Annotated in this window: 22 protein-coding genes and 2 pseudogenes; 13 read left to right on the plus strand and 11 right to left on the minus strand. The window is 67.2% G+C overall.

Annotated features, from left to right (window positions below; translation table 11 throughout):
- Window positions 1-144 (plus strand): annotated as a pseudogene (locus VET27_RS01910) (SatD family protein); the annotation flags it as partial.
- Window positions 141-878: a hypothetical protein gene (locus tag VET27_RS01915; protein ID WP_526514690.1), complete on the plus strand. Its 738-nt coding sequence runs from the start codon at window positions 141-143 to the stop codon at window positions 876-878. The pseudogene VET27_RS01910 and the gene VET27_RS01915, both read left to right, overlap by 4 nt.
- Window positions 879-905: 27 nt before the next feature.
- Here VET27_RS01915 and VET27_RS01920 read toward each other — a convergent pair whose 3' ends face one another.
- The 5 genes from VET27_RS01920 to ipdE1 form a co-directional block, all read right to left on the minus strand.
- The gene (locus VET27_RS01920) at window positions 906-1,775 is read right to left on the minus strand and encodes an endonuclease domain-containing protein (protein WP_526514691.1); all 870 of its coding nucleotides are present in this window, start codon (window positions 1,773-1,775) and stop codon (window positions 906-908) included.
- Between the two features lie 164 nt (window positions 1,776-1,939).
- Entirely contained in the window at window positions 1,940-3,088 is a 1,149-nt protein-coding gene (fadA6, locus tag VET27_RS01925; RefSeq protein WP_526514692.1) for a steroid 3-ketoacyl-CoA thiolase FadA6, read from the minus strand.
- Between the two features lie 3 nt (window positions 3,089-3,091).
- Entirely contained in the window at window positions 3,092-3,685 is a 594-nt protein-coding gene (kstR2, locus tag VET27_RS01930; RefSeq protein WP_526514693.1) for a TetR family transcriptional regulator KstR2, read from the minus strand.
- Window positions 3,682-4,470: a (5R,7aS)-5-hydroxy-7a-methyl-1-oxo-2,3,5,6,7,7a-hexahydro-1H-indene-carboxyl-CoA reductase gene (gene ipdF / locus VET27_RS01935; RefSeq protein WP_526514694.1), complete on the minus strand. Its 789-nt coding sequence runs from the start codon at window positions 4,468-4,470 to the stop codon at window positions 3,682-3,684. The genes kstR2 and ipdF overlap by 4 nt, the downstream gene beginning before the upstream one ends.
- Entirely contained in the window at window positions 4,467-5,615 is a 1,149-nt protein-coding gene (ipdE1, locus tag VET27_RS01940; RefSeq protein ID WP_526514695.1) for an acyl-CoA dehydrogenase IpdE1, read from the minus strand. The genes ipdF and ipdE1 overlap by 4 nt, the downstream gene beginning before the upstream one ends.
- Before the next feature lie 47 nt (window positions 5,616-5,662).
- Between ipdE1 and fadD3 the strand changes: the two genes are divergently transcribed.
- The 9 genes and pseudogenes from fadD3 to VET27_RS01985 all read left to right on the plus strand — a co-directional run bounded on the left by fadD3 (window position 5,663) and on the right by VET27_RS01985 (window position 13,599).
- On the plus strand, window positions 5,663-7,207 hold the full coding sequence (fadD3, locus tag VET27_RS01945) for a 3-((3aS,4S,7aS)-7a-methyl-1,5-dioxo-octahydro-1H-inden-4-yl)propanoate--CoA ligase FadD3 (protein ID WP_526514696.1): 1,545 nt from the start codon (window positions 5,663-5,665) through the stop codon (window positions 7,205-7,207).
- The gene (locus VET27_RS01950; RefSeq protein WP_526514697.1) at window positions 7,207-8,337 is read left to right on the plus strand and encodes an acyl-CoA dehydrogenase family protein; all 1,131 of its coding nucleotides are present in this window, start codon (window positions 7,207-7,209) and stop codon (window positions 8,335-8,337) included. Before fadD3 ends, VET27_RS01950 begins: the two co-directional genes overlap by 1 nt.
- Window positions 8,338-8,346: 9 nt before the next feature.
- Window positions 8,347-9,315 (plus strand): acyl-CoA dehydrogenase family protein, encoded by a 969-nt coding sequence (locus tag VET27_RS01955; RefSeq protein WP_526514698.1) that lies wholly within the window; start codon window positions 8,347-8,349, stop codon window positions 9,313-9,315.
- Complete coding sequence (ipdE2, locus tag VET27_RS01960; protein ID WP_526514699.1) at window positions 9,312-10,253, plus strand: acyl-CoA dehydrogenase IpdE2; 942 nt, start codon at window positions 9,312-9,314, stop codon at window positions 10,251-10,253. Before VET27_RS01955 ends, ipdE2 begins: the two co-directional genes overlap by 4 nt.
- A gap of 9 nt (window positions 10,254-10,262) precedes the next feature.
- A complete protein-coding gene (locus VET27_RS01965; RefSeq protein WP_526514700.1) occupies window positions 10,263-11,441 on the plus strand; it encodes a pyridoxal phosphate-dependent aminotransferase in 1,179 nt (392 codons plus the stop codon).
- Window positions 11,442-11,776: 335 nt separating this feature from the next.
- A pseudogene (locus tag VET27_RS01970) lies at window positions 11,777-12,136 on the plus strand (LysR substrate-binding domain-containing protein); the annotation flags it as partial.
- Window positions 12,137-12,179: 43 nt separating this feature from the next.
- On the plus strand, window positions 12,180-12,425 hold the full coding sequence (locus VET27_RS01975) for an AbrB/MazE/SpoVT family DNA-binding domain-containing protein (RefSeq protein ID WP_526514701.1): 246 nt from the start codon (window positions 12,180-12,182) through the stop codon (window positions 12,423-12,425).
- The gene (locus VET27_RS01980) at window positions 12,422-12,787 is read left to right on the plus strand and encodes a PIN domain-containing protein (RefSeq protein WP_526514702.1); all 366 of its coding nucleotides are present in this window, start codon (window positions 12,422-12,424) and stop codon (window positions 12,785-12,787) included. Before VET27_RS01975 ends, VET27_RS01980 begins: the two co-directional genes overlap by 4 nt.
- A 44-nt stretch (window positions 12,788-12,831) precedes the next feature.
- Entirely contained in the window at window positions 12,832-13,599 is a 768-nt protein-coding gene (locus VET27_RS01985; protein ID WP_526514703.1) for an alpha/beta hydrolase, read from the plus strand.
- Between the two features lie 70 nt (window positions 13,600-13,669).
- On the opposite strand, the gene hsaB is transcribed toward VET27_RS01985, so the two are convergent.
- Genes hsaB through hsaA form a run of 4 tightly spaced genes read right to left on the minus strand, consistent with a single transcriptional unit; the run spans window position 13,670 to window position 17,229 of the window.
- A complete protein-coding gene (gene hsaB, locus VET27_RS01990; protein ID WP_526514704.1) occupies window positions 13,670-14,233 on the minus strand; it encodes a 3-hydroxy-9,10-secoandrosta-1,3,5(10)-triene-9,17-dione monooxygenase reductase subunit in 564 nt (187 codons plus the stop codon).
- 9 nt (window positions 14,234-14,242) lie between these two features.
- A complete protein-coding gene (gene hsaC, locus VET27_RS01995) occupies window positions 14,243-15,145 on the minus strand; it encodes an iron-dependent extradiol dioxygenase HsaC (RefSeq protein WP_526514705.1) in 903 nt (300 codons plus the stop codon).
- Window positions 15,142-16,032 carry a 4,5:9,10-diseco-3-hydroxy-5,9,17-trioxoandrosta-1(10),2-diene-4-oate hydrolase gene (hsaD, locus tag VET27_RS02000; protein ID WP_526514706.1) on the minus strand — a complete coding sequence of 297 codons (891 nt, stop codon included), beginning with the start codon at window positions 16,030-16,032 and terminating at the stop codon, window positions 15,142-15,144. The genes hsaC and hsaD overlap by 4 nt, the downstream gene beginning before the upstream one ends.
- Before the next feature lie 12 nt (window positions 16,033-16,044).
- Window positions 16,045-17,229, minus strand: coding sequence for a 3-hydroxy-9,10-secoandrosta-1,3,5(10)-triene-9,17-dione monooxygenase oxygenase subunit (gene hsaA / locus VET27_RS02005; protein ID WP_526514707.1), 1,185 nt, complete (start codon window positions 17,227-17,229; stop codon window positions 16,045-16,047).
- 191 nt (window positions 17,230-17,420) lie between these two features.
- On the opposite strand from hsaA, the gene VET27_RS02010 reads away from it, so the two are divergent.
- Entirely contained in the window at window positions 17,421-18,479 is a 1,059-nt protein-coding gene (locus VET27_RS02010; RefSeq protein WP_526514708.1) for a 2Fe-2S iron-sulfur cluster-binding protein, read from the plus strand.
- 644 nt (window positions 18,480-19,123) lie between these two features.
- Here VET27_RS02010 and msrA read toward each other — a convergent pair.
- The gene (gene msrA, locus VET27_RS02015) at window positions 19,124-19,873 is read right to left on the minus strand and encodes a peptide-methionine (S)-S-oxide reductase MsrA (protein ID WP_526514709.1); all 750 of its coding nucleotides are present in this window, start codon (window positions 19,871-19,873) and stop codon (window positions 19,124-19,126) included.
- A 114-nt stretch (window positions 19,874-19,987) separates the two neighbouring features.
- On the opposite strand from msrA, the gene msrB reads away from it, so the two are divergent.
- Window positions 19,988-20,485, plus strand: a complete 498-nt coding sequence (gene msrB / locus VET27_RS02020) for a peptide-methionine (R)-S-oxide reductase MsrB (RefSeq protein WP_526514710.1) — start codon at window positions 19,988-19,990, stop codon at window positions 20,483-20,485.
- 7 nt (window positions 20,486-20,492) lie between these two features.
- Here msrB and VET27_RS02025 read toward each other — a convergent pair whose 3' ends face one another.
- Window positions 20,493-22,649, minus strand: a complete 2,157-nt coding sequence (locus tag VET27_RS02025; protein WP_526514711.1) for an acyl-CoA dehydrogenase family protein — start codon at window positions 22,647-22,649, stop codon at window positions 20,493-20,495.
- Window positions 22,650-22,764: the final 115 nt, after the last annotated feature.

Genomic DNA, 22,764 nt, shown 5'->3' on the forward strand with positions numbered 1-22,764 from the left:
CTGAGAGGTCTCGTGCTCGACCGGTCCAAGCGCGAACTCGCCGCCGACGAGGGCATCAGCCCGTCGGCGGTGTCCCAGCGTGCGGCACGCGACGGGCTGGACCTCATCGTCGCTGCCTCGCAACGCCTTTCGGAGATTGCATGAGTGCGCTGGCCGTGCTGCTGATCGCCGTCGGGATCGGCGACGTGTGCCGACGCCTGATCGACGCCCGATGGGCGGCTCCGATGGCTGCCGTCGTGTCGATCGCGGCCTGCCTGCTGCTCGCTGCGCTGTGGCATCCGGGCGACCTGCTTCTACTCATCGTCGCCGCCGTGTCCAGCGTCGCGTGGCTGCTGTTGTGCGACCGTGCCGAGCGCACGGCCAAGCACCAGGCATTACCGCTCACGGTCTTCGGCGGTGCAGTTTCCACGCTGATCCTGTTGTCCGGCTTGGGGACTGATGTCGGAGGTCTGGTCGGGCGCTGGTTGGCGTGGGTGGGCTACGCCACCAGCCCGAACCGTGCGTTGATGGTGGTGGGCGTGCTGCTGGTGCAATTGGCCACGGCGAATCAGGTGGTGCGCCTCGTCCTGGGCTCCGTCGGCGCCGTCAAGCCTGCCGGTCAGCCGCAGGCGTCGGATCAGCTCAAGGGCGGCCGACTGCTCGGTCCCATGGAGCGGCTGCTGATCGTCGGGTTGGGACTGGCCGGTCAGCTGACCTTGGCCACGGCCGTCGTGGCGGCCAAGAGCATCATCCGGTTCCCCGAGATCAGCGCCAAGCGCGACAAGAACGGCACGCCCGAGCGGGTCGGGATCGACGACGTCACCGAGTACTTCCTGGTCGGCAGTTTCGCCAGCTGGATGCTGGCATTCGGCGCCCTCGCACTCGTCGCCGCGACCTAACCCTGACCTAACCCCTTGGCTGCCGCATCACATCACGAAGTTCCGCTCGCGCAACGCCGACTCCACGCGCACAACGTAGGTCGGCCGCCGATATCGCAGCAGGTCGCGACTGACCCGAATGATGAACCAGCCCAGCGCCGTCAGCTCGAACAGTCGGTCGATGTCCCGCTGCCGTACGGCCGGGTCGGTCCAGTGCTGCGGACCGTCGTACTCGATGCCCACCTTGACGGCTTCGTAGGCCATGTCGACGCGTGCGACGAACTCACCATATCGACCGAACACCTCGAACTGCGTACTGGGCGCGGGTAACCCAGCGTCGACGAGCGCCAACCGCGCAGCGGTCTCCTGGGGTGATTCAGCACCGCCGTCCACCAGTGGCAGCACGGAGCGAAGACGAGACAGTCCACGAATCCCGGGATGCGCCTTCACCACGGCTTCCACTTCCGGGAGGGTCACCAAGGTGGCGTGGGCGAGCGCGTCGAGTCGCTGTACGGCTGCCAGCCGAGAAGCGGTGTGTCGTCCGATGTCGAAGGCGGTTCGGGCGGCTGTGGTCACGGCCAGGCCTCGCATATTGAGCACCTCGCTCGGACGCAACACGTCGGAGTGGACGGTGAGCAGTGCTGGAGACTTTCGATTTCCATGGATGAGTTCGGCAGACCGTCGACCGTCGATCCACTTGGCGCCGAGCATGGCGGCCGCCGACTGCCCGGCCACGACGCCGCGGCGCCTGGACCACAGCCAGGCCGCCTCGGCGCGCTGACATGCTGACGGCTCGACACCCCGAGGCACGTAGACGCCGGGATACAACTGCTCGTAACACCTGCGCATGGCGCGCTCGGGCATCACGCCAGCCGCCAACGCCTCTACGCCGACGAACGGCCACCGAACATCCCTCATGGCCGCATGCTGCGGCCGACACCCGACAGAACGAATGCGTCAGCTGGCGGTCATCCACAGCCATGCACGCCGAGTGTGAATTTCACGACGCTTTCGCCGAGCGGACCGTCGTGAAATTCACACTCGCGGCGGGGGTGAGGGCAGGAGGGCGGCGGCGGGGGGAGCTAGAGCCGTTCGATGATCGTGACGTTGGCGGTGCCGCCGCCCTCGCACATCGTCTGCAGGCCGTAGCGACCGCCCGTGCGCTCCAGCGTGTTGAGCATCGTCGCGAAGAGCTTTGCGCCAGTTGCGCCCAGCGGGTGTCCGAGCGCGATGGCACCACCACTCGGGTTCACCTTCGCGGGGTCGGCCTTCGTCTCCTGGAGCCACGCCATGACGACTGGCGCGAACGCCTCGTTGATCTCGATGGTGTCGATGTCCTCGATCGACAGCCCGGTCTTCTCCAACGCGTAGTGCGTCGCCGGGATCGGGCCGGTCAGCATGTACACCGGGTCGGCGCCGCGGGCGCTGACGTGGTGGATGCGAGCCCGCGGCTTCAGTCCATGGTCCTTGACGGCTTGCTCGGACGCGATCAGCACGGCGCTGGCGGCGTCGGAGATCTGGCTGGCCATCGCCGCCGTCAACCGACCGCCCTCGACGAGAGTATTCAGCCCGGCCATCTTCTCCAGCGACGTCTCGCGCGGTCCTTCGTCGGTGACGAAGCCGTCCACCGCGACTATTTCGTTCTCGAAGTATCCGGCGCGGATCGCCTCCTGCGCCCGATGGTGGCTCGTCAGCGAGTACTGCTCCATCTCCTCGCGCGAGATGTTCCATTTCTCCGCGATCATCTCCGAGCCACGGAACTGCGAGATCTCCTGATCGCCGTAGCGGTGCAGCCAACTCTTCGACTCGTTCGTGGGCGAGGTGAAGCCGAACTGCTCGCCTACGATCATCGCCGACGAGATCGGGATCTGGCTCATGTTCTGCATGCCGCCCGCGACGATCAGGTCAGCGGTACCGGACATGATCGCTTGTGCGCCGAAGGAGATCGCCTGCTGACTAGAGCCGCACTGCCGGTCGACCGTGACGCCGGGCACCTCTTCGGGGAAGCCCGCGGCCAACCACGACAGCCGGGCGATGTTGCCCGCCTGACCACCGATGGCGTCGACGCACCCGGCGATCACGTCGGTGACGGCACCCGGGTCGACGTCGTTGCGGTCGAAGAGACCACGCCAGGCGGCGGCCCCGAGGTCGACGGGGTGCAGGCCGGCGAGCGATCCGTTGCGCTTGCCGACTGCGGTACGCACAGCGTCGATGATGTACGCCTCACCCATTGTTCAGTCTCCTTCATTCGTGATTCCGCCAAGAACGATGGCGAGGTACTGCCTGCCGACCTGCTCGGCCGTGAGGGGTCCACCTGGTTGGTACCAGCGGACGGAAACCCATGTCGTGTCGCGGATGAACCGGTAGACCAGGTCGACGTCGAGGTCTGCGCTGAAGCAACCCTCGGCGACGCCCTGCTTGAGCACGTCCACCCACATCGTGCGCTGCTCTCGGTTGCGCTCGTCGACGAACGCGAACTGTGGGAGTGGTGAAAGTCGTTTGGCTTCATCCTGATAGATGACGACCTGGGCGTGCCGGTGCTCGATGGCCTCGAAGGACGCCATGAAGAGCCCCTCGACGCGCTTCAGTGGGTCGGTCTCGGCCTCGACGATCTCCTGATACCGGTCGAAGAGCCAATCGAGGAAGTCACGCAGCACCTCCTCGACCATCTGCTCCTTGGACTTGAAGTGGTGGTAGAGGCTCCCGGACAGGATTCCCGCGGAATCTGCGATGTCGCGCACGGTCGTGGCCCGCAACCCGCGCTCGGCGAACATCGCCGCGGCGAGGTCGAGAAGCTCGTCGCGGCGACTCGGCGGAGGGACGGTCATGCGCGCTGGCTCGACACCGAAATCACTTCTCCGGTCAGATAGCTGGAATAGTCGCTGGCAAGGAACGCCATGGTCGCCGCTACTTCCCACGGCTCGGCGGCGCGACCGAAGGCCTCGTCGCCCGCCAGCCGGTCGAGAAGCTCCGAGCTGCTCGTCTTCTCGAGGAACTCGTGCCTGGCGATGCTCGGCGAGACCGCGTTGATGCGAACGCCGTACTCGACGGCTTCGATTGCGCTGCAACGGGTCAACGCCATCACGCCGGCCTTCGCCGCTGCGTAGTGCGACTGCGAGTGCTGGGCGCGCCACCCGAGCACGCTGGCGTTGTTGACGATCACGCCGCCGTGCCCGGCATCGCGGAAGTACCGCAGCGCCGCACGCGTGGCGCGCATGACCGACGTCAGCGTCACGTTCAGGACGCGGTCCCACTCGTCGTCGGTCATGTCGATTATGGGCGTCTGCCCGCCGAGGCCGGCGTTGTTGATGAGGACGTCCAGACGACCCATCTTCTCGACCGCCGTGGTGATCAGTGCGTCGACGGCCTCGGTCGACGTCACGTCGCACACCACCGAGTCCACCCGGCCCAACCCGAGTCCGGCCAGCTCGTCACGGGTCTCGCCGAGTCGCCGCTCGTGGAAGTCCGACACGACGACGTCGGCGCCCTCGGCCAGCGCGCGCCGTGCCGCGGACGACCCGATGCCGGTACCCGCCGCGGCGGTCACCAGTACGACCTTGCCAGTCAGCAGTCCGTGACCGTCGATCTCCTTGGGCGCAATGGCCAGATTCATCCCTTGACCTCTCGAGGCAGGCCGAGCACGCGCTCGGCGATGATGTTGCGCTGGATCTCGTTCGAGCCGCCGTAGATGGTGTCCGCGCGCGAGAAGAGGTACAGCCGTTGCCATTCGTCGAACTCGCCACCGTCGAGCAGCAATCCGGACATGCCCTGGACGTCCATCGCGATCTCTCCGAGTTCGCGATGCCAGTTGGCCCACAACAGTTTCGACACGTTGTCCTGGCCCGGCTGCTCGACGTCCATGGTCGCCAGCGCATACGACCGCATGGTCTTCAGCCCCACCCACGACAGTGTCAGCTTCTCGCGGATCAGCGGGTCGTCGATGGCCCCGGTCTTCTTGGCTAGCTCGACGATGCCGGAAAGCTCACGCGCATAACGAATCTGCTGCCCCAACGTCGACACGCCACGCTCGAAGGTCAACGTGCCCATCGCGACGCGCCACCCGTCGCCGGGCTCCCCCACGACCAGGCTCGCGTCGGTGCGGGCATCGTCGAAGAAGACTTCGTTGAACTCCGAGTCGCCCGTCAGCTGGACGATCGGGCGCACCTCGACGCCCGGCTGATCCAGTGGGACGAGTAGGTACGAGAGGCCGGCGTGCCGCTTGGAACCCCTTTCGGTCCGCACGACGACGAAGCACCACTGCGCCCAGTGCGCCAGCGAGGTCCACACCTTCTGCCCGTTGATGACCCACTGGTCACCGTCGAGTTCGGCGGTCGTCGACACGTTGGCGAGGTCGCTACCCGCGCCCGGCTCCGAGTACCCCTGACTCCACAGTTCCGTGACGTGGAGGATGTTCGGCAGGAAGCGCTTCTGCTGCTCTGGCGTGCCGTAGGCGATGAGCGTCGGCCCCACCAGCTCCTCGCCGAAGTGGTTGACCTTGTCGGGGGCGTCGGCGAGGGCGTACTCCTCGTAGAACGCGACGCGGTGCGCCACCGTCAGACCTCGGCCGCCGTGCTCCTCGGGCCAACCGAGACACGTCAGCCCGGCCGCGGCAAGATGCTGGTTCCACGCGCGTCGGCCGTCGAACGCCTCGTACTCCCGGCCCGGTCCGCCGAGCCCCTTGAGCGCGGCGAATTCACCGACGAGATTGTCGGCGAGCCACTGCCGGACCTCGGCCCGGAACTCCTGGACCTCTATCACCCCTGTAGGCTAACCTACCAAGCACTTGCTTTGTTAGAGGAGTCTCGATGGAGAGCCAGCCGAGGACCATTCCCGGCGTACTGGACCGAGTCAGCGGCGAATTCTCCGACCACGAAGCGCTCGTCACCGAGGATCGGATACTGACCTACGCCGAACTCAGGGCCGAAGTCAGGCAGGCCGCCGCGGCAATGATCGACCTCGGGGTCAACGCTGGAGACCGCGTCGCGATCTGGTCGCCCAACACCTGGCACTGGGTGGTCGCGTGCCTCGCGACGCACTACGCGGGCGCCATCGTCGTTCCGCTCAACACGCGATACACCCCGAGCGAAGCCACCGACATCCTGGCCCGTACCGACGCGCCGCTGCTGATCGGCATGGGTGAGTTCCTAGGCTCCGACCGGATCACCGAACTCGACCGGGAGGCGCTGCCCGCACTGCGACACATCGTCCGGGTACCGATCGAGAAGGACGACGGCACGTGGGACGTGTTCATGGCGCGTGGGGACGGGGTTGCCGCCAAAGACGAAGTCGACGTCCGCGCCGCGGCGGTCGACCCCGACGACGTGTCCGACATCCTCTTCACCTCGGGCACCACCGGGCGCAGCAAGGGCGTGCTGTGCGCGCACCGGCAATCCCTCGACGCACCCGCGGCGTGGGCGGAGTGTGGTCGGCTCACCAGCGACGACCGCTACCTCTGCATCAACCCGTTCTTCCACAACTTCGGCTACAAGGCCGGGATCCTGGCGTGCATGCAGAAGGGGGCCACGCTGATCCCGCAGCTGACGTTCGATCCCGAGAAGGCGATGCGGGCCGTCCGGGACCAGAAGATCACCGTGCTGCCCGGCCCGCCGACGATCTACCAGACTCTGCTCGACCACCCAAGTCGCAGCAAGTACGACCTGACGTCGCTGCGGTTCGCCGTGACCGGCGCGGCCGTCGTGCCCGTGATCCTGATCGAACGCATGCAGGAAGAGCTGGACATCGACATCGTGCTGACGGCCTACGGGCTCACGGAGGCAAGCGGTTTCGGCACGATGTGCCGGGCCGACGATGATGCCGTCACGGTCGCGACGACGTGCGGTAGGCCGATCGCGGACTTCGAGCTGAGGATCGACGCGGCCGACGAGGGTGGCGCTGGCGAGGTTCTGTTGCGCGGACCCAACGTGATGCTCGGCTACCTCGACGACCCCGCGGCGACCGCCGCCGCGATCGACGCCGACGGCTGGCTGCACACCGGCGACGTCGGAAAGCTCGACGAACGCGGCAATCTCAGCATCACCGACCGTCTCAAGGACATGTACATCTGCGGCGGCTTCAACGTCTACCCCGCCGAGATCGAGCAGGTTCTCGCCCGCCTCGACGGCGTGGCGGACAGCGCCGTGATCGGGGTGGCCGACGAGCGACTCGGCGAGGTCGGGAAGGCCTTCATCGTCGCCAAGGCAGGCCACCAGCTCGACGAGGCGACCGTGATCGCCTACACCCGCGAGCATCTGGCGAACTTCAAGACGCCACGGTCGGTTGCCTTCGTGGACGTGTTGCCGCGAAATCCTGGAGGAAAAGTGGTCAAACCGCTACTGCGAGAGATCAGTTGATGGATCTGACGTTCGACGACGAGACCGAGGAGTTTCGCGCCGAGATGCGCGAGTTCCTGGCCGCCAACAAGGCGCACTTCCCGACGAAGTCCTACGACACCGCCGAGGGTTTCGAGCAGCACCGCGACTGGGACAAGGTGCTCTTCGACGCGGGCCTGTCGGTGATCGCCTGGCCCAAGAAGTACGGCGGTCGGGACGCGACGCTGTTGCAGTGGGTCGTCTACGAGGAGGAGTACTTCCGCGCAGGGGCACCGGGCCGGGCCAGCGCGAACGGTACCTCGATGCTCGGCCCGACGCTGTTCGCCCATGGCACCGAGGAGCAGCAGACGAGGGTGCTGCCCAAGATGGCCAGCGGCGAGGAGATCTGGGCCCAAGCGTGGTCGGAGCCCGAGTCGGGCAGCGACCTGGCGTCACTGCGGTCGACGGCTACCAGGACCGATGGCGGTTGGAAGCTCAACGGACAGAAGATCTGGAGTTCGCGAGCCCCCTTCGGCGATCGGGCCTTCGGGCTGTTCCGTTCCGATCCGACAGCCCAACGGCACCGCGGTCTGACCTACCTGATGTTCGACCTCCACGCCGACGGCGTGACCGTGCGGCCGATCGCTCAGCTCGGCGGGGACACGGGCTTCGGCGAGATCTTCCTCGACGACGTGTTCGTACCGGACGACGACGTCGTCGGGGCCGTCGACGACGGCTGGCGCGCCGCGATGAGCACGTCGAGCAACGAGCGTGGCATGTCGCTACGCAGCCCCGCCCGCTTCCTCGCGCCGGCAGAACGTCTGGTTCGGGCATGGCAGGCCGACCGCAATCCCGCCTTCGCCGACCGCGTCGCGGACGCGTGGATCAAGGCGCAGGCGTATCGGCTACACACGTTCGGCACCGTCACCCGATTGGCCGAGGGCGGCGAACTCGGCGCCGAGTCATCGGTGACCAAGGTGTTCTGGTCCGATCTCGACGTCGCGCTGCACCAGACCGCGCTGGACCTGCGCGGCGCGGACGGCGAACTCGCCGACCACTGGACCGATGGCCTGTTGTTCGCCCTTGGCGGCCCGATCTACGCCGGCACCAACGAGATTCAGCGCAACATCATCGCCGAGCGGCTGCTGGGCCTACCTCGGGAACCGAAATGAGACTTCGCCGTGCACTTTGAGATAGACGCTTCTCAGCGTGACTTCGCGGCCAGCATCGACGGTGCCCTGGCGGCCGCCGACGTGCCCGCCGTCATCCGCGCCTGGTCCGCAGGCGATACCGGACCCGGGCGCAAGGTGTGGGCCACGCTGGCCGACCTGGGCGTGACGGCATTGGCCGTACCGGAGAAGTTCGACGGCATCGGCGCCCATCCCGTCGACCTGGTGGTGGCTGCCGAAAGGCTGGGCCGCTGGGGGGTGCCCGGTCCCGTCGCCGAATCGATCGCCGTGGCGCCGATCCTGCTGGCGGACGACGAGCGCAGCAGCGCCTTGGCGTCCGGCGAACTCATCGCCACGGTCGCGATGCCGCCACGCGTGCCCCGTGCCGTCGACGCCGATTCCGCTGGTCTCGTCCTGGTCGCCTCCGACGGCGAGGTGCGGGACGCCGACGCGGGACCGCAGCACGAGTCGGTCGACCCGGCGCGCCGCCTCTTCGACGTCACCGCCTCCGGTGCGCCACTAAGGGTTGACACCGCAAGGGCTTTCGAGTTCGGCGCGCTGGTCACCGCCGCTCAATTGATCGGCGCGGGTCAAGCCATGTTGGACGGTTCGGTCGCCTACGCCAAGCAGCGCACTCAGTTCGGCAGGGTGATCGGCTCATATCAGGCGATCAAGCACGAGCTCGCCGACGTGCACATCGCCATCGAACTGGCCCGCCCGCTGGTCTACGGCGCAGCGCTGTCGCTCGCCGACGGATCACCCGACAGCGCACGCGACGTCAGCGCGGCCAAGGCAGCCGCCTCAGAAGCCGCGCTGCTGTCGGCCCGATCGTCGCTGCAGACGCACGGAGCCATCGGTTACACGCAGGAGCACGACCTCTCGCTGTTGCTCCTACGGGTGCATGCGTTGCGGTCGGCGTGGGGCGATCCGACCTGGCATCGCCACAGGGTCCTCGAGGCACTGGCATGGAGGACGTCATGACCGAAGAACGGGAGATGCTGCGCGACACCGTCGCGTCGCTGGTCGAGAAGCACGCGTCCCCCGGGGCAGTGCGCCGCGCAATGGCATCCGAGCGCGGCTACGACGAATCGCTGTGGACGCTGTTGTGCGAGCAGGTCGGCGCGGCGGCCCTCGTCATCCCCGAGGAGCTCGGCGGGGCGGGTGGTGAACTCGCCGATGCTGCGGTCGTCGTCGAGACACTGGGACGCAACCTGGTACCGACGCCGCTGCTGGGTACGACGCTGACCGAGCTGGCCCTGCTGTCGGCCGACGAGCCGGACGCCGACGCCCTGGAGAAGCTGGCCGAGGGCGCGTCGATCGGTGCGGTCGTCTTCGATGCCGGGTACGTCCTCAACGGCGACGTCGCCGACGTGGTGGTGGGCGTCGACGACGGCCGGTTGAGCCGCTGGACGGGTTTCACCGCGGAACCGCAGGTCGCCATGGATCCCACCCGCAGGCTGGCGCGCGTCACGGCCGGCGACACGGTGGCGATCGGCCCGGACCCCGGAATCGCCGACACCGCGGCAATCCTGTTGGCGGCCGAACAGATTGGCGCGGCCAGCCGCTGCCTGGACCTGACCGTCGCCTACACCAAGGACCGCGTCCAGTTCGGCAGGCCCATCGGCAGTTTCCAGGCGCTCAAGCACCGGATGGCCGACCTCTACGTGCTGGTGCAGTCGGCGCGAGCGGTCGTCGACGACGCGGTCTCCGAGCCGTCCGCGACGGCTGCGGCGCTGGCACGAGTATCGGCCAGCGAGGCGTTCAGCGCCGTCGCCGCCGAGGCCGTGCAGATGCACGGCGGCGTGGCGATCACCTGGGAATACGACATTCAGCTGTACTTCAAGCGAGCGCACGGCAGCGCGCAACTGCTCGGACCGCCGCGGGACTACCTGCGTCGCCTCGAATCCGAGGTGCTCTAGCCTGGCTAGATGAGTGATCGTGTCGCGCTGCGCGCCGGGATTCCACCGTTCTACGTGATGGACGTGTGGCTGGCCGCCGCCGAACGCCAACGCACCCACGGTGACCTGGTGAATCTCTCGGCCGGGCAACCGAGCGCCCGGGCGCCCGCGCCCATCCGTGCCGCGGCTGCCGCCGCGCTTGCCGAGCACAATCTGGGATACACCGTGGCGCTGGGCATTCCAGAGCTTCGCGGGGCCATCGCCGCGTCCTACCAGGACCGCTACGGCGTGGCGGTCGGCCCCGAGGACGTCGTCGTCACCACCGGGTCCACCGGCGGATTCCTGCTCGCATTCCTGGCCTGCTTCGACGTGGGCGACCGCGTGGCCGTGACGAGCCCAGGATATCCGTGCTACCGCAACATCCTCTCGGCGTTGGGTTGCGAGGTCGTCGAGATACCGTGCGGCCCCGAGACCCGGTTCCAGCCGACCATCGAGATGCTCGCCGAGATCCAGCCGCCCATCAGGGGCGTCGTGCTCGCCAGCCCGGCCAACCCGACGGGCACCGTCATCCCGCCTGCGGATCTGGCGACGATAGCGGCGTGGTGCGAGGCCAGCGGCGTCCAGTTGGTCAGCGACGAGATCTACCACGGCCTGGTGTACCCCGGCGCGCCACCGACCAGCTGCGCGTGGGAGACATCGCGCGAAGCCATTGTGGTGAACAGCTTTTCGAAATACTACGCGATGACCGGCTGGCGACTCGGCTGGCTACTCGTACCGCCCGCCCTGAAGCGTGCGGTCGACCGGTTGACCGGGAACTTCTCCATCTGCCCGCCCACGCTGCCGCAACTCGCTGCCGTCGCCGCGTTCACGCCCGAGTCCGCAGCCGAGGCCGACGAGTTGGTCGAGCAGTACGCCGTCAACCGCGAGATGCTGCTGCATGGCCTGCCGGAGATCGGACTGCCCCGACTGGCGCCGGCAGACGGCGCGTTCTACGTCTACGCCGACATCTCCGAGTACTCGATGGACTCGCTTGGCTTCTGCGCAAAATTGTTGTCCGACACCGGTATTGCGATTGCGCCAGGGGTCGACTTCGACACCGTGCACGGCGGCGGGTACGTGCGGCTGTCGTTCGCGGGCGCCACCTCCGACGTCGCAGAGGCGCTGCGGCGGATGGGGCCGTGGCTCGCCTGTGCTAGCGGGGGAGCCTGACTGCCCGATCCGAACCGACGTGCGCGTTCATCCAGCGGTCCAGTTCGTCCGCGGGCAGCGGAGGTCATCTCGACTCCCTGCTCGCGCCAGGTTCGCACCTGGCCCAGTGCCGTGAGGAGAAGTGCCCATCTCCGGTCAGCGCGAGCCGGCATCGAGAGCGCGCCGGCGCCGAGAGCGACCAGGAACAGGTCGCCGACCGGGAATGCCAACGCCAGCACCACTTGCGCGGGAGACCCGCTGGTGCCCGTGCCCCAGGGACCGAACGCGATTGCGGCGACCGCGGCCACTGCCGAACCGGCAATCAGGGCATCCAGCGACAACGCGAGCGCCAGGCGTCCAGAGCCGATCTCACCGGCCACTCGCTCGTCTACTTCATCGACTCCATGTTGCAGGTCGACGACCTCGACCTGGCCCGCACCTTCGCCCCCTCGCTGCGGGAGTCCATCACCTCCACCAACGTCTTCGTCCACGTCGAGGCGACCCGGGCGGCCGCGGGACTCGGCCTGCTGCCGTGCTTCATGGCGGACCGGCACTACGACCTGGTGCGGGTACTCCCCGACGACGTCGGCCTCCTGCTGACCTACTGGCTGGTGGCTCGCAACGAAACCCTCCGCAAGCCTGAAGTGGGGGTGCTGATCGACGCGATCCGGGCCCGCATGGAAGACCAGCGGAACGTGCTCCTCGGCGCGCGGTGAGACGATCATCCCACTGCCGAGAGGCAAATGGTACGTTTAGGTCGTGAGTGGGACGTATACGGCAACGATGGGAGATCGAGGACGACTCGTCATCCCGGCAACCCTTCGCGAACGGGCGGGTCTCGTCGAGGGCCAACCCGTTGTGCTGCTCGAGACCGCCAAGGGAATCGTGCTGCTCACCCGCGAACAACTGAAGGAGCTCGTTCGCGCCGATCTGAACGGTCTCGATCTCGTAGCCGAGTTGGTGAGCGAACGACGTCGCGAAGCCGCCGTGGAGGACGTGGCTTGAACGTCTTCGACGCGTCGGCGTTGCTCGCGTTCCTCCAAGCTGAACCCGGTGCTTCGGCAGTGGAAGGCGAACTCGCCACGGGCGGGCACTGCGGAGCCGCCAACTGGTCCGAGGTTGCGCAGAAGGTGCTTGCGCACGGGCGCGATTGGGACTTGGCCAAGGCGCTGTTGCTCAGCTACGAACTAGAGGTTGATTCGGTCACCGCGAGCGATGCCGAATGGGCTGCCCGTCGGTGGCGCCGCGGCGAGCGACTGTCGATGGCAGACCGGCTTTGCCTCGCGCTCGGCGAACGGCTCGACGCGTTGGTGTGGACTGCCGACACAGGTTGGCCATCCAACGAGAGAGTCAGGCAGATCCGCTGAGCAGATGTGTTGCGGGATGCGCGGACACCTGATGAGGTCGGGGCATGCCATTCCTGGAGACCGACGACGGACGGGCCTACTATCGCCACTGGGCCACCCCCGACCCTCGAGCCGCCGTCATCTTCCTACACGGCTTCGGTGAACACACCGGGCTCTACCACCGCTACGGCTTCGCCCTGAATGCGGCGGGCATCGACCTGTGGGCCGTCGATCAGTTCGGGCACGGATTGACGCCGGGCGAACGCGGCGACTTCCGCACTCTCGAAGCCAGCGGGGCACTCGCCGATCGGCTCACCGAGTTGGCACTCACCGAGCACCCCGGCATTCCGCTTGTCGCCCAAGGGCATTCGTTCGGTGCGGTCGTCACGTTGTTCCGGCTACTCGGAGCGCCCGACCGCTACCGAGCCGGGGTGATCTCCGGTGCGCCGCTGGTTCCGGTGCCCGGGCTCGTCGACGCGGACTCGACGTTCGAGATCGCGCCCAGCCAGTTGTCCGCCGACCCGTTCTACCTCGACGCGATGGAGAACGATCCGCTGGCCTTCGTCGACGCCGACGGCGGCCCGTTGGCACGGGAACTGGACAGGGGCTGGGACACCTTCGGAGCGACGTTGCCCGCGCTGGCGGTGCCGACGCTCGCGGTGCACGGCAGCAACGATCCGATCGCGCCCGTCGGAGCGCTCAGGGCGTACGCCGAGCAGATCGAACCGCTGTCGCTCATCGAGATCGCGGGCGGCGGCCACGACATCCTCAACGACGTCACGCACCGCGAGGTGGCGGCGGCCATCATCAAGTTCATTGGCGAACAGACGTAAAGTGACCCCGACACGCCGACTTCAAGGGACGTTTGCGTCTGCTCGCGCAGGAAAGAGCCGCTCCGAACGGCTAGAGCCAGGTGTCCGCGGTGGTGGTGGTGAGGAACGCGTCGAGGTCGTCACGCCACTGCGCGGGCGTGGTCTTGTCGGGTTCGATGCCGGTGTACTCGCCGCGGTAGAACAGCAGCGGTCGGGGCTTCTCCTTGGGCACCTCCGATAGCGAGTGCACCGCCCCCAAGACCACGAAGTGGTCGCCGCCGTCGTGCACCGAGGCCACCGTGCAGTCGATGTGCGCAAGCGTGCCACCAATGACCGGTGAGCCGAGAGATGATGGCTGCCAATCAATCCCAGCGAACTTGTCCGGCTCCCTGGAACCGAAGCGGGCCGACACGTCCTTCTGGTTCTCGTGCAGCACGTTGACGCAGAACATCCCGCTGGCCTCGATCGCCTGCCATGACCGCGACACCTTGCTCGGACAGAACAACACCAGCGGCGGATCCAGCGACAGAGCGGCGAACGACTGACAGGCGAACCCGACGGGCTCGTCGTCGTGCACGGTCGTGATGATGGTTATACCCGTGCAGAATTGGCCGAGCACGTGCCGGAACGTGCGCAGATCGATGGGATCGGACACGATCGAACGCTATCCCTTGAAGCCGACGCTGAAGTCGTGTCCCCACAGGCTGATGGCGGTACTCTCCCGCGCCACCCAGTTGTCGTCCTCGACTTCCAGTCCTTCGCAACCGAATTCGATGTCGAAGCCGCCGGGGGTCTTCATGTAGAACGAGAGCATCTTGTCGTTGACGTGCCTGCCGAGGGTGGCCGACATCGGCACCTTGCGCCGGAGTGCGCGATCGAGGCACAGTCCGACGTCGTCGCTGTTGCCGACCTCCATCATGAGATGGACGATACCGCTGGGGGTCTCGCCCGGCATGAATGCCAGGCTGTGGTGGCGTGGGTTGACGCCGAAGAAGCGCAGCCATGCGGGCGGGTCGCCGGCTTCCCGGCCGACCAGCTGAGGCGGAAGCCGCATCGAGTCCCGCAGCGAGAAGCCCAACACGTCGCGGTAGAAGTGCAGCGACTCCGCGTCGTCGCGGGTGGTCAGCACGACGTGGCCGAGGCCCTGCCCCTCGGTGACGAACTGGTGGCCGTAGGGGCTGACGACGCGCCGGTGCTCGAGTGCGGCACCGTGGAACACCTCCAGCGTGTTCCCCGACGGGTCCTCGAAGACGATCATCTCGTCGACGCGCCGGTCGGCGAGCTCGAAGGCCGTGGCCTCCTTGTACGGCGTGCCCTCGACGTCCAAGGAATCGCGGATCTCTTGCAGCCCAGCGGCGTTCGCCGTCTCCCATCCGGACTGCAACAACCGGTCGCGTTCGCCGGGAACGATGACGAGCCGGGCGGGGAACTCGTCCATCCGCAGATAGAGCGCACCCTCGGTCGCACCCTTGCCCTCGACCAGGCCGAGCACCTTGAGCCCGTACTCGCGCCACGCCGACACGTCGGTGGCCTCGAGTCGGAGGTACCCCAGTGACCGGATGCTCATGCCTGCGTCCCCTTGGATCCGCTCAGAAAATCGGTGGTCAGCTTGTTGAACTCGTCGAACTTCTCCAGTTGCGCCCAGTGGCCGCACTGCCCGAACACGTGCAACTGCGCGCGCGGGATCTGCTTGAGTGCCATCAGCGCACCGTCCAGCGGGTTGACCCGGTCCTCACGACCCCAGATCAGCAGCGTCGGCTGACGCAGCTTGTACACGTCGCGCCACATCATGCCGAGTTCGAAGTCCGCGCCCGCAAAGGACTTTCCCATCGCTCGCGCGGCGGCCAGCGACTCGGGCTGGCTGGCGATCGCGAACCGTTCGTCGATCAGTTCCTGGGTGACGAGCTTCTGGTCGTAGACCATGATGCGCAGGAACCTCTCCATGTTCTCGCGCGTCGGCTGATGCGTGAACTTGCCGAGCAGCTTGACGCCCTCGGTGGGATCGGGCGCGAAGAGGTTGACGCTGAGCCCGCCCGGGCCCATCAGCACCAGCCGACCCGCCCGGCCCGGGTTGTCGAGGGCGAACCGAACCGCGGTGCCCCCGCCGAGTGAATTGCCTACCAGCGCAGCGTGTTCGATGCCGAGATGGTCGAACAGATTCAGCAGGGCGGTGCCGCTGTAGCGGTTGTACTGCTCGTGTTCGGTGTGCTTGTCCGACAGGCCGTACCCCGGCTGGTCGACGGCCAGCACGTGGAAGTGCCGCGCCAGGACGGCGATGTTCTTCGAGAAGTTCGACCAGCTCGACGCTCCAGGTCCACCGCCGTGCAGCAGCACCACGGTCTCGCCGTTGCCGACGCCGGCTTCGTGATAGTGCAGACGCATGTCCTCCCGGACCTGCGCGTAGCGTGAGGTCGATTCGAACGTAACGTCTTGGTCTTGAACCGCTTGACTCATCAGGCCTTCCAGTTAAACCATCGTGTCCGCGGGGGGCAGCCCGAACGCCTCGTTTCCAAAGATGAGGTAGGCCCGCTCGGGTTCGTTGGCCGCGTGCACGCGACCGGCATGGGCATCACGCCAGAAGCGCTGCACCGGGGCGTCCATGTTGAGTGCGGTGGCACCGGACGCCTCGAACAACAGATCGATGGAGGCGATGGCCCGGGCGGTGGCGCGCACCTGGTCACGACGCGCGCGGGCGCGGAGTTCGAACGGAATCTCCTGGTCGGCCTTGAGCAGGGCGTACTCGTCGGAGACGTTGCCGATCAGCTGACGCCATCCCGCGTCGATGTCGCTGGCAGCCTCGGCGATGCGGACCTTGGCGAAGGGGTCGTCCTTGGACTTCTCCCCCGCGAACGCGGCGCGCACGCGCTTGCCCTGGTGTTCGACGTGAGCGTCGTAGGCGCCGTAGGCCATGCCCATGATGGGCGCCGTGATCGTCGTGGGATGCATGGTGCCCCAAGGCATCTTGTACACCGGCGCGGTGTTGTTCTCGAGGCCGCCCGCGGTGCGGTCGTTCATCGCCCTGTAGGACAGGAACCGATGGCGGGGCACGAAGACGTCCTTGACGACGACCGTGTTGCTGCCGGTGGCCTTGAGCCCGACGACGTGCCAGACGTCGTCGATGCGGTACTCGCTGCGCGGGATGAGGAAGCTGCCGAAGTCGACCGGGCGGCCGTCCTTGATGACCGGTCCACCGAGGAACGCCCACGACGCGTGGTCACAGCCCGACGACCACTGCCATGCACCGCTGACCAGGTAGCCGCCGTCGACGACGGTGCCCGCGCCCATCGGCGCGTACGACGACGACACGCGGACCGTCGAATCGTCGCCCCAGACCTCGTCCTGCGCCTGCTGGTCGAACAGAGCGAGGTGCCAGTTGTGCACGCCGATGATCGAGCTGACCCAGCCGGTCGAGCCACAGGCGCTGCCGAGCCTGCGGACCGCCTCGTAGAACAAGGCGGGGTCGCACTGCAGCCCGCCCCACTGTTCGGGTTGCAGCAGCTTGAAGAAGCCGACCTCGTCGAGTTCGGCGATGGTCTCGTCGGGGATTCGACGCAGATCCTCGGCCGCTTGCGCGCGCTTGCCGATGAGCGGCAACAAATCATCGATGCCGTCTAGGACCGACTGCACGTCGCGTTGTTGAATGGACGTCATTGGTTGCCTCCGGGCAGTGTGGGGCCGACAAGGATCTGTACAAAGATTAGAACACGTTACGATTTGTGTCGAGTAAGGCATTCCTACGGCGGCTAGACCTGCGAAAGCGCGCTTTTGTAACATGTTCTAGTTTTGACCGCGCAACACCACAACTCACTGACAGGGACTCTTCGACAGATGGAGGATCGACCGTGACGGACGAGCCGCTCGGCACCTACGTGCTCGAGCTGCAACTGGCCGACGTCATCGACGAAACCGCCGACGCGCGATCGCTGGTGTTCAAGGTGCCCGACGGAGCCCAGATTCCCGCCGACCGGCTGCGCCATGCGCCCGGCCAGTTCCTCACTCTGCGGGTGCCCAGCGATCGCACCGGGTCGGTGGCCCGCTGCTACTCGCTGTCCAGCTCGCCCTTCACCGACGACGCGCTGGCCGTCACCGTCAAGCGCACGGCGGGCGGCTATGCGTCGAACTGGCTCTGCGACAACGCCCACCCCGGCATGCACCTCCACGTCCTGGCGCCGTCGGGCACCTTCGTACCGAGGACGCTCGACACCGACTTCCTGCTCCTGGCCGCCGGCAGCGGCATCACGCCGATGATGGCGATCCTGAAGTCGGCGCTGTCCGAGGGCAGCGGCAGGGTGACCCTGGTGTACGCCAACCGCGACGAGAAGTCGGTAATCTTCGCGGCCACCTTGCGCGAGTTGGCGGCCGAGTACCCCGACCGTTTCACGGTCGTGCACTGGATCGAGACCGTGCAGGGACTGCCGAGCTCGGCCGCGCTGGGCAACCTGGTGGGGCCGTACGTCGAGCGTGAGGCGTTCATCTGTGGACCCGGCCCGTTCATGACGGCGGCCGAGGAAGCGCTCATGGCCGAGGGTGCCGCGCCGGCGCGAATTCACATCGAAGTGTTCAAGTCGTTGGAGTCCGATCCGTTTGCTGCGATCGTCGTCGAGGAAGATGACGGCGAGGAAGGCCCGGCGACTGCGGTCGTCACACTCGACGGGGAAACCCAGGAGATCCGCTGGCCGCGCCACGCGAAGCTGCTCGACGTGTTGCTCGACAAGGGACTCGATGCGCCGTTCTCGTGCCGCGAAGGGCATTGTGGCGCATGCGCGGTGCTGGTCAAGAGCGGGAAGGTCGACATGGACGTCAACGACGTGCTGGAAGCCTCCGACCTCGACGAGGGACTGATCCTCGCCTGCCAGGCCAAGCCGGCGTCGGATTCGGTCGAAGTCACCTATGACGAATGACGTGCGGGCCAACATTCGCTGGACCGATCGGTAGGAGCAACGTGAAGCGGCTGGCTGGAACTCTCGCGGCGGTGTCGGCGACCCTGCTAGCGCTTGCCGTCGTCACCCCCACGGCGCAGTCCGTCGCCGCGACGAAGACCGCCACCAGTTCCATCCCGATCGACCCGCTCACCACGCTGGAGATGGCGCGGACGGCGCCTTCATCCCGTTCCCCGACGACTTCTACGCGAGGCAGAACACCACCCTGCGGTCGTCGAACCGGATGGTCTACCTCGACTCCGACTTCAATGCGCCCAACACGCGGATGATGAAGTCGATCGGACCCGTCGAGTTCCCGACGGTCTACTTCGGCGGCGGCCCGCCGCAGAAGTTCATGGTGCACGGCAACACTCGGACGGTCGACTGGGCCACCGGGCAGCCGAAGACCGACGCCGACTACAACGTGTGCGCGTTCATCCAGGTCGTCTACGGCGGAGTGAACCTCACCAGTCCGACGGCCTGCGCCCAGACCACGTACCCCCGAGCGAGCTCATCGAACGCCCGGTCCTATCTCCCAACAGACACCCGAACTACGCGCTATGCGCGTTTTCTGCACCACGTAGTCGTGAAGTCGAGTCAGTCCCAGGAGAGAGCTGCCCTGCCGTTTAGTCCATCTTGCCGACCAGCACCGGCTGCGCGCGGTACTCGTCGGGAAACAACCGCTCGAGATCGTCGAGCTTGGGCATGTCGTTCATCGCGATGTACGGATACGACGGGTTCGAGTTCAGGAAGTCCTGGTGGTACTGCTCGGCGGGGAAGAACCCGGTGTTCGGCTCGACCTTCGTCACGATCGGTCCGGGAAAGACTGCGGCCTGTGAGAGCTGAGCGATGTAGCCCTCCGCGACCCGCTGCTGGGTGGCGTCCTGCGCGAAGATCGCGGATCGGTACTGGGTGCCCTCGTCGGGACCCTGACGGTTGAGTTGGGTCGGGTCCTGCACCACGGAGAAGTAGATCCGCAGGAGTTGGCCGAAAGTGACCTGGGTGGGGTCGTAGGTGATGCGCACCGACTCGGCGTGCCCGGTGGTCCCGGTGCTGACGGTCTCGTAGTCGGCCGCCGCCTGTTGACCGCCGGCGTAGCCGGATTCCGCCTTGGTGATGCCCTTGACGTGCTGGAACACTCCTTGGACGCCCCAGAAGCAGCCCCCAGCGAGCACCGCCGTCTCCTGCGCACCCGACGCCGCCGCCGGTTCGTCGACCTGCGGCGCGGGAACGACGAACGAGGACGCCGTGCCGATTCCCGCGAGCACCGCGGGTCTGGGGATGCTGCCGGACTGCACTCCGATGAACGCGGCCGCCGCCACCCCGAGCACCGCGAGACCACCACCCAGGGTCAGCCTCTTGCGGTTCGCCACCATGCGACCAGTGTCCTGCCACATGGGCCGCCAGGACTCGCAGCGGTTGTTACCGGAGGCTGACGAAATGACGCGCCGATCCGGGTGCGAGGGTCCGCGAGGCCTACCGTTCGAGGGATGAACCGGCGGCACCTGCTCGTGGGCACGGCGATGCTCGGCGCGCTCACCGGTTGCGGATGGCTACGAGACGTCGCAGGGGCCGACACTCCCAGGGAGTCGACCGAAACCTTCGAGGTCAGCCACTCCGATGCCGAGTGGCGCACCCTCCTGCGCGCAGAGCAGTACGACGTACTCCGCACCGCGGGCACCGAGAGGCCGTTCACCAGTCCGTTGAACGACGAGCACCGGACGGGTGTATTCGGTTGTGCGGGTTGCGCTCTCGATCTGTTCTCGTCGACCACCAAGTTCGACAGCGGCACCGGCTGGCCAAGCTTCTGGAAGGCCTTGGACAACGCGGTGATCGAGAAGCAGGACGACACCCTGGGCATGCCGCGCACCGAGGTGCGGTGTCGCCGATGCGGCGGGCACCTGGGTCACGTCTTCGACGACGGCCCGGAACCGACCGGGCTGCGCTATTGCATGAACGGCGTCGCGATGAATTTCCGGGCGACCTAGGCACCCCTCAGCGCGGCAGCCCCAGCAGTCGCTCGCCCGCGAGGTTGAGCAGGATCTGTTCGGTGCCGCCCGCGATCGACAGACACCGGGTGTTGAGGAAGGACCGCACGTCGGGCGAGTCGACGATGCCCGAACCGTCGTGAGAATCCATGATCGCCTCGGCGAGGTTCTGCCGGTACCGCACGCCGATGAGCTTGCGCACGCTCGACGGGGCACCGGGGTCATGACCTCCGACGGCCATCTGCGCGATCAGCTGGTCGAGGAGTGCCCCGACCTGAGCCGCGACGATCAGCGCGCCGAGTCGATCGGCCTCGGCGGGGTCGACGTCACCGTCGCCGATGACCTCCAGCAGGTGCTCCATACCCCTGTCGAGCGCCCCGCCGGCGGCGATCGCGACGCGCTCGTTGGCCAGCGTCGTACGGGCCAGCGGCCAACCCCCGTCCACCGGCCCGACCACCATGTCGTCGGGCACGAACAGTTCGTCGAAGAAGACCTCGTTGAAGAGGGCTTCACCGGTGATCTCGCGGAGGGGACGGATGTCGATGCCCGGCGAGCGCATGTTCACCAGGAAGTACGTGATGCCCTTGTGTTTTGGAGCGCTCGGGTCCGTCCGAGCCAGACAGATGCCCCAGTCCGCGCGGTGCGCGTTGGACGTCCACACCTTCTGCCCGGTGAGCAGCCAGCCCCCATCCGTGCGAACGGCCTTGGTGCGCAACGCCGCAAGGTCTGAACCAGCCCCCGGCTCACTGAACAGCTGGCACCAGTACACGTCGCCGTTCAAGGTGCCGGGAATGAACTTCTCGATCTGCTCCGGACTCCCGTGCCCCAGGATCGTGGGCGCCGCCCACCACCCGATCGAGATGTCGGGCCGCACGACGCCTGCCGCCTCGAGTTCCTGGTCGATGACCAACTGCTCGGCAGGTGAGGCCTCGCGCCCGTACGGCTTGGGCCAGTGTGGCGCCATCAACCCCGTCTCGGCAAGGGCGGCCTGGCGCTTCTCCTCGGGAAGCGCCGCGATGTCCGCGGCGACCCCGGCGACCTCGGCCCGGATGTCCTCGCCGTCGGCGACGTCGACGTGGAGCTGGCGACGGACGCCGTCGCGGGTCAGCTGCGCGCAGCGCCTCAGCCAGAACGATCTGCCGCCCAGGAACTGCGCGTTGGCGTAGGCGCGGCGCAGGTACAGGTGCGCGTCGTGCTCCCAGGTGATGCCAATGCCACCGAGCACCTGTATGCAGTCGCGGGCGTTGACCTTCTCGGCCTCGATGCCGATCGCCGATGCGACTGCCACCGCAATCGACAGCTGCCCATCGTCGGGGTCGGCGACCGCGGCGGCGTCGGCCGCCGCAACGGCGATCTGCTGTGACCGCAGCAGCATCTCGGCGCACATGTGCTTGACGGCCTGGAAGCTGCCGATCGGCTTGCCGAACTGCTCGCGTACCTTCGCGTACTCGGTCGCGACGTCGAGCAGCCGGCGGGCCAGCCCGGCGGCTTCGGCAGCCAGCACGGTCGCGGCCAGGTCGGCGACGTGCTGGTAGGGCAGCTCGATCCTGGTGGCGGGCGCGGACGTCAACTCGACGCTGGCCAGCGGTCGGGAGAAGTCGGTGGCCTCGAGCCGTTCGACCGTGACCCCCGCTGCGGTGGCGTCGACGTGGATCCAGTCGTCACCTTCGTCATTCCCCGAGTCGCTTCGCTCCTGCCCCCTGGCGGGCAGCACGAGCAGGCCGTCCACCAGACCACCGAGCACGAACGTCGCCGTACCGGTAGCCGTCGTCCCGTCGAAGGTGATGTCGGACCGCAGAGCCATCCCCGCCGTGCGCTGTCCCGAGGTCAGGGCGTCGAGCACCTTCTCGTCGGTGATCACCAGCGTCGCCAGCGCCGTCGACGCGACGGGACCGGGCACCAGCGCCGCGGCCGCCTCGTCGACCATCACGCACAGGTCCTCCACGCTGCCGCCCGCACCGCCGAGCTCCTCGGACACGGCCACGCCGAACGTCCCCAGTTGGGCCAGCCCGTCGTACGCCGCCCGCCACGCCTCTGAATCGCCCTGCTCGACGCTGCGCACCGCGGCGATGGCACCCGACGAAGCGGCCCAACTCCTGACGAGTTCTCGCGCTGCAAACTGTTCCTCGGTGCCGGTGGCGGGTACCGAACCTGTATGAGCCATCGCCGGGCCCTCCTTGGCCTTGGAGAGAAGGCCGTGCTTCTCACTAGAACGTGTTCTAATGGTGCCAGCGTTCCAACGTCAAGTCGACTGCCATTACAGCAGGACACGTCGATTG

The organism is Mycobacterium sp., from assembly GCF_035633495.1.
GTDB lineage: Bacteria > Actinomycetota > Actinomycetes > Mycobacteriales > Mycobacteriaceae > Mycobacterium.